Annotated in this window: 15 protein-coding genes; 7 read left to right on the top strand and 8 right to left on the bottom strand. The window is 71.4% G+C overall.

All coding sequences use genetic code 11. The annotated features are described in order from the left end of the window. Positions 1–191 precede the first annotated feature (191 nt). Complete coding sequence (locus CJZ98_RS07240; RefSeq protein ID WP_006172424.1) at positions 192–311, bottom strand: photosystem II reaction center protein I; 120 nt, start codon at positions 309–311, stop codon at positions 192–194. 126 nt (positions 312–437) lie between these two features. Here CJZ98_RS07240 and CJZ98_RS07235 point away from each other — a divergent pair, with 126 nt between their 5' ends. Then, positions 438–3,587: an alpha-mannosidase gene (locus tag CJZ98_RS07235; RefSeq protein ID WP_094589883.1), complete on the top strand. Its 3,150-nt coding sequence runs from the start codon at positions 438–440 to the stop codon at positions 3,585–3,587. A gap of 99 nt (positions 3,588–3,686) precedes the next feature. Here the strand turns inward: CJZ98_RS07235 and psbN are convergent, their stop codons facing one another. Then, positions 3,687–3,827, bottom strand: coding sequence for a photosystem II reaction center protein PsbN (gene psbN, locus CJZ98_RS07230; RefSeq protein ID WP_094589881.1), 141 nt, complete (start codon positions 3,825–3,827; stop codon positions 3,687–3,689). 199 nt (positions 3,828–4,026) lie between these two features. Between psbN and psbH the strand changes: the two genes are divergently transcribed. The 4 genes from psbH (at position 4,027) to CJZ98_RS07210 (ending at position 5,753) form a co-directional block, all read left to right on the top strand. Further along, on the top strand, positions 4,027–4,227 hold the full coding sequence (psbH, locus tag CJZ98_RS07225; RefSeq protein ID WP_094589879.1) for a photosystem II reaction center phosphoprotein PsbH: 201 nt from the start codon (positions 4,027–4,029) through the stop codon (positions 4,225–4,227). 191 nt (positions 4,228–4,418) lie between these two features. Then, complete coding sequence (locus tag CJZ98_RS19045; RefSeq protein ID WP_232756297.1) at positions 4,419–4,814, top strand: TatA/E family twin arginine-targeting protein translocase; 396 nt, start codon at positions 4,419–4,421, stop codon at positions 4,812–4,814. A gap of 19 nt (positions 4,815–4,833) precedes the next feature. Further along, positions 4,834–5,499: an aminoacyl-tRNA hydrolase gene (gene pth, locus CJZ98_RS07215; protein WP_094589877.1), complete on the top strand. Its 666-nt coding sequence runs from the start codon at positions 4,834–4,836 to the stop codon at positions 5,497–5,499. Next, positions 5,496–5,753: a DUF3146 family protein gene (locus CJZ98_RS07210; protein ID WP_094589875.1), complete on the top strand. Its 258-nt coding sequence runs from the start codon at positions 5,496–5,498 to the stop codon at positions 5,751–5,753. The genes pth and CJZ98_RS07210 overlap by 4 nt, the downstream gene beginning before the upstream one ends. Before the next feature lie 22 nt (positions 5,754–5,775). On the opposite strand, the gene CJZ98_RS07205 is transcribed toward CJZ98_RS07210, so the two are convergent. The 4 genes from CJZ98_RS07205 to rph form a co-directional block, all read right to left on the bottom strand. Continuing rightward, complete coding sequence (locus CJZ98_RS07205) at positions 5,776–6,270, bottom strand: RuvC family protein (protein ID WP_094589873.1); 495 nt, start codon at positions 6,268–6,270, stop codon at positions 5,776–5,778. After that, positions 6,267–7,511 (bottom strand): DUF3084 domain-containing protein, encoded by a 1,245-nt coding sequence (locus tag CJZ98_RS07200; RefSeq protein ID WP_094589871.1) that lies wholly within the window; start codon positions 7,509–7,511, stop codon positions 6,267–6,269. The genes CJZ98_RS07205 and CJZ98_RS07200 overlap by 4 nt, the downstream gene beginning before the upstream one ends. Before the next feature lie 88 nt (positions 7,512–7,599). Next, complete coding sequence (ntcA, locus tag CJZ98_RS07195) at positions 7,600–8,346, bottom strand: global nitrogen regulator NtcA (protein ID WP_094589869.1); 747 nt, start codon at positions 8,344–8,346, stop codon at positions 7,600–7,602. 64 nt (positions 8,347–8,410) lie between these two features. Further along, positions 8,411–9,169, bottom strand: coding sequence for a ribonuclease PH (rph, locus tag CJZ98_RS07190; RefSeq protein WP_094589867.1), 759 nt, complete (start codon positions 9,167–9,169; stop codon positions 8,411–8,413). A 134-nt stretch (positions 9,170–9,303) separates the two neighbouring features. Here rph and CJZ98_RS07185 point away from each other — a divergent pair, with 134 nt between their 5' ends. After that, the gene (locus CJZ98_RS07185) at positions 9,304–9,915 is read left to right on the top strand and encodes a cob(I)yrinic acid a,c-diamide adenosyltransferase (RefSeq protein WP_094589865.1); all 612 of its coding nucleotides are present in this window, start codon (positions 9,304–9,306) and stop codon (positions 9,913–9,915) included. Next, the gene (gene dcd, locus CJZ98_RS07180) at positions 9,915–10,508 is read left to right on the top strand and encodes a dCTP deaminase (RefSeq protein ID WP_094589863.1); all 594 of its coding nucleotides are present in this window, start codon (positions 9,915–9,917) and stop codon (positions 10,506–10,508) included. Before CJZ98_RS07185 ends, dcd begins: the two co-directional genes overlap by 1 nt. Here dcd and CJZ98_RS07175 read toward each other — a convergent pair. Both CJZ98_RS07175 and CJZ98_RS18235 read right to left on the bottom strand, forming a co-directional pair. Then, positions 10,489–11,292, bottom strand: a complete 804-nt coding sequence (locus CJZ98_RS07175) for an alpha/beta hydrolase (protein ID WP_198537561.1) — start codon at positions 11,290–11,292, stop codon at positions 10,489–10,491. The genes dcd and CJZ98_RS07175 overlap by 20 nt on opposite strands. Positions 11,293–11,380: 88 nt before the next feature. Next, entirely contained in the window at positions 11,381–11,683 is a 303-nt protein-coding gene (locus CJZ98_RS18235) for a hypothetical protein (RefSeq protein ID WP_157910909.1), read from the bottom strand. Between the last annotated feature and the right edge of the window lie 194 nt (positions 11,684–11,877).

Genomic DNA, 11,877 nt, shown 5'->3' with positions numbered 1-11,877 from the left:
GGGGCCAGGCCGATCAGGCTCGTGACCCCCAACGCCGCGATCACACGGCTGACACGTTGAGGGGAGGGCACTGAGGCACCGCAAGCGGCAGTGATCTTGCCACGTCTGGATGGTCAGGGCAGGGGTGCTGGGGCCGGTTCCTCAGGCCTCCGGAGAACTGCCTGCGTTGCGCGCCTCGCGGCGGGGGCGCCTCAGTCCTCCAGGTCCTTGCGGCTGGGGGTGCGGCTGGGATCGCTGGCCAGGAAGCCGAACACGAAGATCCCGATGAAGAAGAAAACGACCGAGTAAACCGAGATCTTGAGGGCGAGCATGGTCCGTCCGGCGGGTGACAGGCAGGGATGACAAGCCTGGGTGACAGGCAATGACAGGCGCCAGGTGGGCCCGAAGCGACCCTGCGGCAGCGGCATCATCCTATGGGGCACAGATGGCGCTGATCGATGCCGGAGGGCCTGGAGGCGGTGGTTCGCCCCTGGATTGAAACGTTTCAGTCACGCTCCAGCCTGGATCTGCGCCCCCTCTGGCTGTCCCCGGGCGCCGCGGGCGGCTGGGAGGCGGCCCTTTCCGATCCCTGGGGGGGCCGCCATCGGCCCGACTGGCAGGCGCGGGGGCTGCTGATCTGGCCCCGCGGCGGCCGCTGGCGACGCCTGCGGCTCACCCTGCGCTGCCCAGAGGCCTGGCGCTCGCGAGCGGGGGTGCAGGCCCGGCTGGTGCTGTCCTGGTGGGCGGATGCGGTGGTGCTGCGGGTCGATGGCGCCGTGGTGCACGAGGGCGACCTGTTTGACACGGCCTGTCGCTGGCTGCTGCCGGCCCGTTGGTGGCAGGGCCGGCCTCTGGAGCTGGAGCTGGAGTTGCGCAGCCCCCGCCACGACGACGGGGCCCTGATCGAGAGCCGCCTGGAGCTTGAACCCACCGATCCCGCCGACCCCGAAGGGGTGCTCCTGGGCACGGCCCTCGAGCTGGTGGCCCTGCGCCAGCCGGCGGAGCTGGCTGCGGCCCTGGGCCCCTGGGATCCGGCCGACCCCCCCCCCGCGGCCCAGCTGGCCCGGGCTTTGGCTTCCGGTCCCCTGGCCAGGCTGCGCCAGAGCGCAGAAGCAGTAGCTCCCCCGCCTGCGCCCGGCCCCGACTTCCACGTGTTGGGCCACGCCCACCTCGATCTGGCCTGGCTCTGGCCCGTGGCCGACACCTGGCGGGCGGCGGAGCGCACCTTTGCCTCGGCCCTGGCGCTGATGGAGCGCCATCCCCAGCTTCACTTCGCCCACTCCACCCCGGCGCTCTACGCCTGGATCGAGCAGCACCGCCCGGCGCTGTTCGCCGCGATCCGCCGCGCCATGCAGCAGGGCCGCTGGGAGCCGATCAACGGGCCCTGGGTCGAGACCGACTGCGTGCTGGTTGCCACCGCCTCGCTGTTGCGCCAGTTCCAGGAGGGCCAGCACTACAGCCGCTCCCGTTTCCCGGAGTGGCGCCATGAGCTCTGCTGGCTGCCCGACAGCTTCGGCTTCGGCGCGGGCCTGCCGGCCGTGGCCCGGGCCACCGGGGTGCGTTGGTTCTGCACCCACAAACTGGCCTGGAACGCCACCAACCCCTTCCCGCACCGGCTGTTCCGCTGGCGCAGCCGCTGCGGCAGCGAGCTGCTGGCCCTGATGACGGCGCCGATCGGCACCGGTGGCGACCCGGTGGCGATGGAGTCCTACCGGCAGCAGTGGCGCCGTGGCAGCGGTGTGGAGCAGGCCCTGTGGCTGCCGGGGGTGGGCGACCACGGCGGGGGCCCCACCGCCGAGATGCTCGAGCAGCTGGAGCTCTGGCAGCAGCAGCCCCTGGCCGGCCCCCAGCGCCACGGCAGCCTGCGCAGCTACCTGGAGCCGCTGGAGCCGCTGGAGCCCCAGCTGCCCGTGTGGCGCGATGAGCTCTACCTGGAGCTGCACCGCGGCTGCTCCACCAGCCGGCCCGACCAGAAGCGCCACAACCGCAGCCTGGAGCGGCTGCTGCGGGAGGCCGAGGTGGCCCGGGCGCTGCTCTGGGTGGAGGACCGGACTGGGGCCGCCAGGGGTGCGGAGCCCCACGGCCCGGATGTCGCAGGGGGCGACGACCCCGTCGACTGGCGGCCGCTGCTGTTCCAGCAGTTCCACGACATCCTTCCCGGCACCTCGATTCCGGAGGTGTTCGAACAGGCTGAGCCCCAGTGGCGCCAGGCCCGGCGCCAGGCCAGCCGGCAGCGGGATCGGGCCCTGGCCGCCTGGCTGGGCAGCCGCCCAAACCCCGCTGCAGCGGGGACCCAGCCCTGGTGGCTGGTGCAGTTCCAGCCCCACCCCCGCGAGCCCCTGTGCCTGCGGCTGCCCCGCGGTCGCTGGTGGCTTGGCCATCAGGAGCTGCCCGTCCAGCTGGCCTCGGGGGGGGGCAGCTGGGTGCAGCTGCCCGCACCGCAGGGCCTGGATGCCCTGCCCCTGCAGCGCTTGCTGCCTGGGGGGGCGCCCGCAGGATCGCCCGGGATGGCATCCGCCGAACCTGGCCCTGAGATCAACGCGCCCGTGCGGATCGCGCCCCTGCCGGATGGCCAGGGCTGGCGGCTGGATAACAGTTTGGTGGTGGTTGAGCTGGGGCCCGCCGGCGTGCGGCAGCTCTGGGGAGCCGATGGCCTGCCCCAGCTGGCGGCGCCCCTGGAGTGGCGGCGCTGGCGCGACCAGGGCGAGTTCTGGGATGCCTGGGACATCGCCGCCGACTTCCGCGAGCACCCCCTGCCGCTGGAGTGGACCAGCCCAGCGCAGCTGGAGGAGGCGGGCCCCCTCTGCGTCCGGGCGGTGTGGCGCGGCCAGTGCGGCCGCAGCGCCCTGCGGCTGGATGTGCAGCTGCGGGCGGGATCCCCCTGGCTGGAGCTCACCCTGTCTGTCGACTGGCGCCAGCGCCACGAGCTGCTGCGGCTGGAGCTGCCCCTGGCCCAGCCGGCCGTGCGCATCGCCGCCGATGGCTCCGGCGGGGTGCTGGAGCGCCCGGCCGAGCCCGCCACGGCCCGCGAGCGCACCCGCTGGGAGCTGCCGGCGATCAGCTGGGTGGCGTCCCAGGCGGCGGGCGGCGGGCTGGCCGTGCTGCTGGATGGCCCCCAGGGGGTGTCGGGAACGGCGCAGCGGCTGGGGGTGTCGCTGCTGCGCGGCCCCACCTGGCCCGATCCCTCGGCCGACAACGGCTGGCAGCGCCTGCGCCTGGCCTTGATGCCCTGCCGGGGTGGCTGGCGCCAGGCCGGGGTGGTCCGCCAGGCCGTGCGCTTCCGCGAGCCCCTCTGGCTGCGGCCTGCCGCGCCGAGTCAGGGCCCTTCTCTCGGCGCGGCGCGTGTGCCCCTCGACCTGGGCCATGCCGACCTGCAGCTCCTGGCCCTGCGGCCGGATCCCCAGCCGGGGGTGTTGCAGCTCAGCGTCCAGAACCTGGGACCCAGCCGCCACCAGTTGGCCCTGCCGCCGGGCTGGCGGCTGCTGGAGCGCTGCGATGGGCTGGGTGAGCCCCTGCCCGCCTCCGCGCTCCCGGCGGGCGATCGGGCGCTGCTGGCGCCGTGGCAGCTGGGCTTCTGGCGGATCGCCGCGGCGGGACCGGGATCCTGAGTCCGTTGGCCCAGTTCCTGTGCCCAGTCCTTGTTCTCAGTTGTGGAGCTCAGGCCCTGGGATCTGGCCCCGTGCCCAGTCCCTGCGGTTCAGCCGCCCTCAGTCGTCGTGGTCGTCGAAGGGATCGCTGAGTTGCTTGGAGGGCGGGCCGAAGGCGGTGTAGACGCCGAAGCCGGTGAGCCCCAGCAGCACCACCAGCACGGCGAGCGCCACGGAGAGGGCCGGAGAGCTGGTTTCCATCGGTGGGCTCGCTCGGGGATGCGGTCGGGGAGGTGGGCGGTGCGGCGGCCCGGGTGCTGGCGGTTGGGCGGTCGGGGCAGACGCGGGCGCCGGCATCCCGGTGGCCTTCCGTCACAACTCTCGACAGCGGACGCCGCCTGGGCCGGCGACACCCGTACAGTACCCAGACCGATCCCCTGCCAGAGAGGACCGCGCCACGATGGCCCAACGCACCCGACTGGGAGACCTGCTCCGCCCCCTGAACTCCGAGTACGGCAAGGTCGTGCCGGGCTGGGGCACCACCCCTGTGATGGGCGTGTTCATGGCCCTCTTCCTGGTTTTCCTGCTGGTGATTCTCCAGCTGTACAACAAGTCGCTCCTGCTCGACGGCATCACCGTCAACTGGAACGGCGCCGGCTGACGTCGCTGAAGCCGGCAAGGTTGGCCGGTCGCGAGTTCAGCTGCCGCTTGCCGGCGGCTGAACCCGTTTGATCAAAAAGTCCAAGGTTGATGGCCGCCCCTGGGTTGTCATCAACATCTGGTTATCCGCGTGTTTCGAGCGCTGCCCTGGCGGGTAGCGCTCGTTCCCGTATCTGTCCCATAGTGGAGCCCATGAACTTTTTTGGGATCGGACTGCCGGAGCTGGCGGTCATTGCCGCCATAGGCCTTCTGGTGTTCGGCCCCAAGCGGCTGCCGGAACTGGGTCGCACCCTGGGCCGCACCCTGAAGGGCTTCCAGTCGGCCTCGCGGGAGTTCGAGCAGGAGTTCCGCAAGGTGGTGGACACGGTGGAGGCCGAGGTGAACAGTTCCGAGCCCGCCGTGGCTGACTCCCCCGTCGCTCCCGCCAGCGCTGGCCAGCTGGCGGCCGCTCCGGTCACCGGGGCCCAGGTTTCCGTCGCGGACACCGGCTCGCTGGCCCGCGCCGAAGCCGAGGCCCTGGAGGCGACCGCCGCAGAGGCGGTGACCGTATCTCCAGTGCAGCCTGCGGCCGACGGCCCGGCGGCCTGATCGCGGCATCCAGACGGCCATGGCAACCGACCCTGCACCGCTGCAGCTCCTGGTGGGTCTGGGCAATCCCGGCGACAAGTACGCCGGGACCCGCCACAACGTGGGCTTCATGGCCCTGGAACGCCTGGCGGCCCGTGAGGGCGCGAGCTTTCGTTCGCAGCCCAAGCTGCACGGCCTGCTGGCGGAGCTGGGCCACGGCCCCAGCCGGCTGCGGCTACTGATGCCCCAGACCTACATGAACGAGAGCGGTCGCTCGATCCGCGCCGCCCTCGATTGGTTTGACCTCCAGCCCGAGCACCTGCTGGTGCTGGTCGACGACATGGACCTGCCCCTGGGCCGGCTGCGGCTGCGGGCCTCGGGCGGGGCCGGCGGTCACAACGGCCTGCGCAGCACCATCAGCCACCTGGGTGGCCAGGCCTTCCCGCGCCTGCGCATCGGCATCGGCGCCCCGGCCCTCAATCCGGTGGAGCGCAAGCAGCGCACCGTGGGGCATGTGCTGGGGCGCTTTGCCCCAGCTGATCAGCCGATCCTCACGGAGGTGCTCGATGAGGTGCTGGCCGGAATCGCCCTGATCCAGCGTGCTGGCCTGGAGCGGGCCGGTAACCGGCTGAACGGTTTTGTGGCCCCGACTGCCGCGAAGCTGATCGACGCCGCCAAACCCGCTGCGGCTACCCCCGTGTCGTGAGTCGTCTGCCCTCCACCACCGCCCAGCTGCGGGTGCTGCACCAGAGCTTCAGCCGGCGCCTGGTGGAAGGGGAGGTGGTGGCCGGCGGCTTCCACTGGACCTTCAGCTGGTTCTTCGATCGTGGCGAGCTGCAGGTGGAGCCGTCCCTGGGCCGGGCCCTGATCCAGGACGCCCTGCTGCGCTTCCTGCTGCGGGCCGACTACCAGCTCGAGCCCGGCGGCGACTACGCCTTCACGGTACGGGCCAAGTTTTAGACCCGCTGCGCCCTCCGGCACTTCAGGCCCGCTCCAGCGCCCCGGGCAGGCGGCTCAGGGTGCGGCCCAGATGGCGCTCCAGCAGCAGTTGGGCCACCACGTCATCCCAGTCCCGCGGGGGCTGGCGCAGGCCAGGGGGGATCAGGCGCCGCAGCGGCCCCGGAGGATGCAGCTGCCAGTAGCGCTGGCGGGCCGCCAGGGTGGTGCCCGCCTCCGGCTCGCTCACCACGGGCACTCCCAGCTCCCGCAGCCGCTCCCGCCAGGGGCCGCTGCCGGTGCCATCGCCCACCACGACACCAGCCAGGCCGGTCGGGCGGCCCAGCGCCTCCGGCCCTTCTGGCCCAGGACGCCCGCGCCAGTCCTGCAGCCGCTGCCAGCAGGCCTCCGGCGGCAGCACAGCGGCGGCCACGATCTGGCGCCCCTCGGGATCGCTGAGCACCAGGCCGCACTTGCTGCGGCCGGGGTCGAGGGCGGCCCAGGGCCCGGCGGGCGGGCTGGGTGCGGCCGGAGGGGTCATGGTCGGCTGCGGCTCGGCATCGGGCCGGCGCTGCTGCCGGCGGGGCCGTTGCTCCAGCGCAGTTCCACCACCACCGGATCGGCGATGTCGCTGTCCCGGCCGGCCACGGCCTCCAGGCGCACCTGCTGGCCGGCGGGCCGGTTGCTGAGTTCCAGCCCCAGGCGGTTGAAGCTGCCCACGTCGAACTGGAGGCCATCGGCCAGGGAGCCCTGGCGCTGGGCCTTGGTGAAGGCCGCCGCCAGCAGCAGGTTGAGGCGGCTGCGCACGGCTTCGGGGCCGGTCTCCTCGCCCTCCAGCACGGTGGTGGCCATCTGTTCGCCGCGCCGGATCACCTGGCGATTGGGACGCACGTCCGGGAAGGCCAGCACCTGGCGCTCGCCCTTGAGCACGTTCGCCGCCGACACCAGGCTCACCACCCAGGAGCCGCGCCGGCTGATGATCTCCTCCAGCTTGGCGATGTCGCCGCGGGGCACCAGCAGGATCTGGCGGTTGGGCTGCTCACCCGGCAGCACCCGCTGGTAGGCCGCCAGGTTGGCCTGGCGCAGCAGCGCCTCAATCACCTCCCTGGCCTGGGAGGCCTTCTGCAGGTTGATCTTGGCGGTGGCCAGGGTCTGGCCGCTGCTGATCACCACGTCGCCGCGGCGCAGGGCGATCAGGTTGGTCTCCAGCTGCTTGAGCTCCTTGGCTCCGGCGGCGATGCGCTGGGTCACCTTCTCCAGCTCGGCCCGGTTGCGGCGGATGTCGGCGTCCTTGGCGCTGATGTCCTTGCTGAGCCGGTCGCGCTCCTGCTCCAGGGCGGCCCGCTGGCGGACCAGGGGCTGCAGCTCACTGCGCAGGGCCTGGGCCCGGCGTTCGGCCTGGCCGAGCCGCACCTGGGCCTGGCGCCGGCCACTCTCGGCGCTGCGCAGTTCCTGGCGGCTCGTGGCCAGTTCGGCCTGGCTGCGCTGCAGCTCCTCCTGGCTGCGGCCCAGCGCCTGGCGGCTCTTGCGCAGGCGATGCTCGATCTGGTCGAGCTGGAAGAGCCCCACCCGCAGCCGCTCGCTCACCAGCAGCATCAGGCCAAGGGAGAGGGCGCTGATCAGGCTGCCGGTGAGCACCGTGATCAGCACGGCGGTCTTGCGGGGGCGCAGCTGGAACAGGCTGAGCCGGGCCTTGCCCACCCGGGTGCCGAGCCGGTCGCCGAGGGTGGAGAGGGCACCCCCCAGCACCAGCAACGCCAGGATCAGCAGCCAGCCGGACACGGGATCGCGCGTGAAAGGTCAGTATCGGTGTGCCCCGCCCCCTGGGCCCGCTCCGACCGACCAGCGCCGCAGCTGCGCGGCCCTCAGCTCAGCTGAAGCGCTTGGCCAGGGCCAGGGGGTCGAAGACGGTGATCTTCTTCCGGTCGATCTGCACCAGGCCTGCGTTGCGCAGGTCCCCCAGCAGGCGCGTGATGGTGACGCGGGTGGAGCCGATGGCCTCGGCGATGGCCTGGTGGGAGAGGCGCAGGTCGATCGTGATGCCCTCGCTGCCAGGCACGCCGAAATCTCGGCAGAGCACCAGGAGGAAGCTCACCAGTCGCGAGCTCATGTCGCGATGGGTGAGGGTTTCGATCATGGTCTCGGTCTGGAGGATGCGCGAGGAAAGGCCCTGCAGCATCAGCAGCCCCACGCTGGCGTCGGCCTCGATCGCCCGCCGCACCGAGGTGGCCGGCGCCGTCACCATCTCCACCCGGGTGAAGGCGATGGCGTGATAGAAGCGATCCGAACGCTGGCCGGTGAGCAGCGAGAGCACCCCGAACAGGCTGTTCTCGCGCAGCAGCGCCACGGTGATCTCCTCCCCCGACTCGTACACCCGCGAGAGGCGCACGGCGCCGCGGCGCAGCAGGTACACCTTCTCGGCCGGATCGCCTGGGAAGAAGATCGTCTTGCCCCGCTCCACGGTTTCGGTGGTGCTGCCGGCCAGGCCCCGGATCACCTCCAGCAGGGTGGTGTGGGCCACCGGACTCCCCCCGGCTCCCGGCGGTGGCAGGGTGCCGGCCGGACCGGCGGCGCCACTGGCGGAGTAGCGGCTGAATCCGCGCGTGGCGCCAACCATGGCAGCGGTGCAAGGTGGCTCGGACCCTACGGATCGCCCCAGGCCGGCCCTGTAGCAATCGACACTAAGTGGGGGCCTCGGCCAAGGCCAGGCGCTGGGCCTGCTGCAGCTGTGCCAGGCCGGCTTCCGCCAGATCCAGCAGGGCGCTGAGCTGCGGGCGGGAGAAGGGGGCCCCCTCGGCGGTGCCCTGGATCTCCAGCAGCCGTTGGCGGTCGTCCATCACCACGTTGAGGTCCACGTCGGCGCGGCTGTCCTCGCTGTAGTCGAGGTCCAGCAGGGCGGCGCCCTCCACCAGCCCCACCGACACCGCCGCCACCTGCTGGTGCAGGGGCGAGGCCGGCAGCAGGCCGCGGGCCTCCAGGCGCCGCAGCCCCAGGGCCAGGGCCACCCAGGCGCCGGTGATGGAGGCGGTGCGGGTGCCGGCGTCGGCCTGGAGCACATCGCAGTCGATCTGGAGGGTGCGTTCGCCCAGGACCTCCAGGTCGAGGGCGGCGCGCAGGCTGCGGGCGATCAGGCGCTGGATCTCCTGGGTTCGACCCGAGAGCTTCATCAGCTCCCGCGGCTGGCGGCTGGGGGTGGAGGCGGGCAGCAGCCGGTAGTCGGCCGTGAGCCAGCCCTTGCCCGAACCCTTTCGCCACCGGGGCACGCCCTCCTCCAGGCAGACGCTGCAGAGCACCGCCGTGCGGCCGGCGTGGATCGTCACCGAGGCCAGGGCGAAGCCCATCGGATCCCAGTCGAAGCGCACCGGGCGGAGCGCATCGGCGGCCCGGCCATCGCGGCGGCCGGTCGCGCTCGGGCCAGCGCTGGCAGGGACTTCGCTCATCGCAACGGCGCCGTGGGGGTGCCCTGATGGTACGGGTGTTTGCACTACCGGTAGTGCCTATGGCTTGCCACCGGGCTTCGCACCGCTACATTCAGGTTCCACGACGGCCTGCCGGGCAGCAAGCGAGCGAGCGCATGACCGCCAGCCTGATCAAGCACCAACCCCGGCAGGAGCCCCCCCGGCGCGGTGCTGCCCCCGCCCGCCCCGCCGCCGCCGCCAGTCGCTCCAGCGGCGCACGCAGCCTGCGGCTGGTGGCGCAGCAGGAAGGCCTGCTGCAGATCCACACGGCCCCCTTCCGCGGCAGTTTCAGCGGCGTGTTCAGCCAGGCCCTGCGCAGCGCCGGCCTGGGCAGCCGCGTGCTGATCAGCCAGTTCCTCAAGGGCGGTGTGGATCAGGGCCTGGAGCGCAGCCTGTGGCTGTGCGGCCGCCTGCAGTGGCTGCGGCCCGCGGTGGTGGGCTGCCTGGTGGAGCCACTGGGGGCGGGTGAAGCCGAGCTCGACGACCTGGCGGCGGTGCAAGAGGTGTGGACCTACAGCCGCGAGCAGCTGCTGGCCGGCCAGCTGGACCAGCTGGTGCTCGATGAGCTGGGTCTGGCGGTGGAGCTGGGCTACCTGGACGCCGAGGAGGTGCTGGCTACTCTGGAGCGGCGCCCCTCCCACGTGGATGTGATCCTCACGGGCCCGGCGATGCCGGCGGCGCTGCTGGCCATGGCAGACCAGGTGACCCAGCTGCGCCGGGGCTTCTGATGCTCAAGAACGACCGCTGGATCAACGAGCAGGCCGCCGCCGGCATGCTGGAGCCGTTCCAGTCCACTCTGGTGCGGCACCTGGATCCGCAGAACGCCGCCCAGCCGGTGCTGAGCTACGGCTGTTCCTCGTATGGCTACGACCTGCGTCTATCGAGCAAGGAGTTCCTGATCTTCCGCCACGTGCCTGGCACGGTGATGAATCCGAAGCGGTTCAACCCGGCGAATCTCGAGCCCGCCCCCCTCCATGAGGACGAGGACGGCGCCTACTTCATCCTGCCGGCCCATTCCTATGGCCTGGGGGTGGCGCTGGAGCGGATGCGGGTGCCCGCCAATATCACCGTGATCTGCCTGGGCAAGAGCACCTACGCAAGGCTGGGGATCATCGTGAACACCACGCCGGCCGAGGCGAGCTGGGAGGGGCACCTCACCCTGGAGTTCAGCAATTCCTCCGGGGCCGACTGCCGCATCTACGCCAACGAGGGCATCTGCCAGCTGCTGTTCTTCGAGGGAGATCCCTGCGAAACCACCTACCGGGATCGCGAGGGCAAGTATCAGCACCAGCCGGAGCGAGTCACGCTGGCGAAGGTGTGATGTCCAGCGGGCTGTGGCCCGGGGGCGTCCCTTCGATGGCCGTGGCCCAGGGATTGCCCGCTTGATCCAGTCGCCCGCGCACGAAGTCGACCACGGCCCCGATGGTGGCGTCCAGTTCGCAGTCGCGGAAGAGTTGGTGTTGGGTCCGCTCAAACCAGACGATGCGCTTCTGCGGCTCGGGCGTGGCGATGGCCTGGAGGATGGCCTCGGCGCAGTCCGGCACGACGACGCTGTCCTGGTGGCTCTGCAGAATGAGCGTGGGCACCCGGATCTCCGGTAGCCGGCGCCGCGTGACCTGCAGGAACTCGAACAGCGAGAGGATGGCGTCGATGGGAGCCCAGGGATAGTTGGTATCGCCTTCGGCCAGGGCCCGATTGGTATAGAGGTGCGGAATCGGCCAGCTCTTCACCAAGCGACGGATGAGCGGTGTCAGGCCGTGCAGCGGCCGGCCTGGTGCCAGCGGCGACGCCAGTTGCAGTGCGGGCGCCGCCAGCACGAGACTGTCCACCGCCTGCGGATGCTCGGCGGCCAGGGTGAGGGCCACGAGCCCGCCCATGCTGTGCCCCACGACGATGGCCCGCTCGGCTTGCATGAGCAGGGCCTGCAGGGCCGTCTCCGCGTCATCCACCCAGTCGTGCCAGGTGACGCCCCTCAGCGCTGCCGGCGACGGCGCCCCATGGCCGCGGAGCGCCGGCATGTGGGTGGGAATCCCGAGGGCCTGGATCGGCGCCTCCAGGCGGCGCACGCTATCGACGCTACCGGTGAAGCCGTGCAGGATCAGCACACCCAGGGGTTGTCGAGGCACCGCGCACCTGCGCGAATCGACGCCATCGCTTGGGCGAATGTCATCAGGCACTACGGTTCATCAAGCACTACGGTTCATTGGCTTGCATGGTGTTGAACGCTGCAGCGCACTTGGCTTGAGACGCATAGATCAAGACCTCGCTTCGCCAGGGCGCCACGCAGGAGTGGTAGGAGGACGGGAGGCCAAAGGCATTGCCGGAGGCGGAATACCTGCATGCCTTGAATGCGTTCGCCTCCGCCTGGGTGATCCGGTGGCAGCTTGTTGTTTTCGGTTTCAGCCAATCGAAGCCATAGCCGCCCACAACGGGAAACCCATCGGCGAGTGCGGGCGAGGCGAGGAGAACGACGGCTGCTGTGATCGCTGAGCGCATGGTTCCTCCAGGCTGACGGTAGAGCTCCGTGCAGGCCCACCACTGAGGTGGATGGCTTTTATTGGACAGATTCGGCCCCTGACATCGTTAACCCCGAGCGGGAAGAACAGGGTTTGGTCTCAGTGTAGACCTCATGGGGAGTTTTGCCTCCCAGTGCGCTGTGCGGTCTTACATGGCCATACCTCCAGAAGAAG

The sequence above is a fragment of the Vulcanococcus limneticus LL genome, assembly GCF_002252705.1.
GTDB lineage: Bacteria > Cyanobacteriota > Cyanobacteriia > PCC-6307 > Cyanobiaceae > Vulcanococcus > Vulcanococcus limneticus.
This window is presented reverse-complemented; position numbering and strand designations above follow the sequence as displayed.

Excerpts from the sequence above, each read along its gene's own strand:
- psbN (WP_094589881.1), bottom strand. The coding sequence starts at position 3,827 with ATGGAAACCAGCTCTCCGGCCCTCTCCGTGGCGCTCGCCGTGCTGGTG.
- dcd (WP_094589863.1), top strand. The coding sequence starts at position 9,915 with ATGCTCAAGAACGACCGCTGGATCAACGAGCAGGCCGCCGCCGGCATG.
- CJZ98_RS07205 (WP_094589873.1), bottom strand. The coding sequence starts at position 6,270 with ATGACCCCTCCGGCCGCACCCAGCCCGCCCGCCGGGCCCTGGGCCGCC.
- psbH (WP_094589879.1), top strand. The coding sequence starts at position 4,027 with ATGGCCCAACGCACCCGACTGGGAGACCTGCTCCGCCCCCTGAACTCC.
- ntcA (WP_094589869.1), bottom strand. The coding sequence starts at position 8,346 with ATGGTTGGCGCCACGCGCGGATTCAGCCGCTACTCCGCCAGTGGCGCC.
- CJZ98_RS07235 (WP_094589883.1), top strand. The coding sequence starts at position 438 with ATGCCGGAGGGCCTGGAGGCGGTGGTTCGCCCCTGGATTGAAACGTTT.
- CJZ98_RS18235 (WP_157910909.1), bottom strand. The coding sequence starts at position 11,683 with ATGCGCTCAGCGATCACAGCAGCCGTCGTTCTCCTCGCCTCGCCCGCA.
- CJZ98_RS07240 (WP_006172424.1), bottom strand. The coding sequence starts at position 311 with ATGCTCGCCCTCAAGATCTCGGTTTACTCGGTCGTTTTCTTCTTCATC.
- pth (WP_094589877.1), top strand. The coding sequence starts at position 4,834 with ATGGCAACCGACCCTGCACCGCTGCAGCTCCTGGTGGGTCTGGGCAAT.
- rph (WP_094589867.1), bottom strand. The coding sequence starts at position 9,169 with ATGAGCGAAGTCCCTGCCAGCGCTGGCCCGAGCGCGACCGGCCGCCGC.
- CJZ98_RS19045 (WP_232756297.1), top strand. The coding sequence starts at position 4,419 with ATGAACTTTTTTGGGATCGGACTGCCGGAGCTGGCGGTCATTGCCGCC.
- CJZ98_RS07185 (WP_094589865.1), top strand. The coding sequence starts at position 9,304 with ATGACCGCCAGCCTGATCAAGCACCAACCCCGGCAGGAGCCCCCCCGG.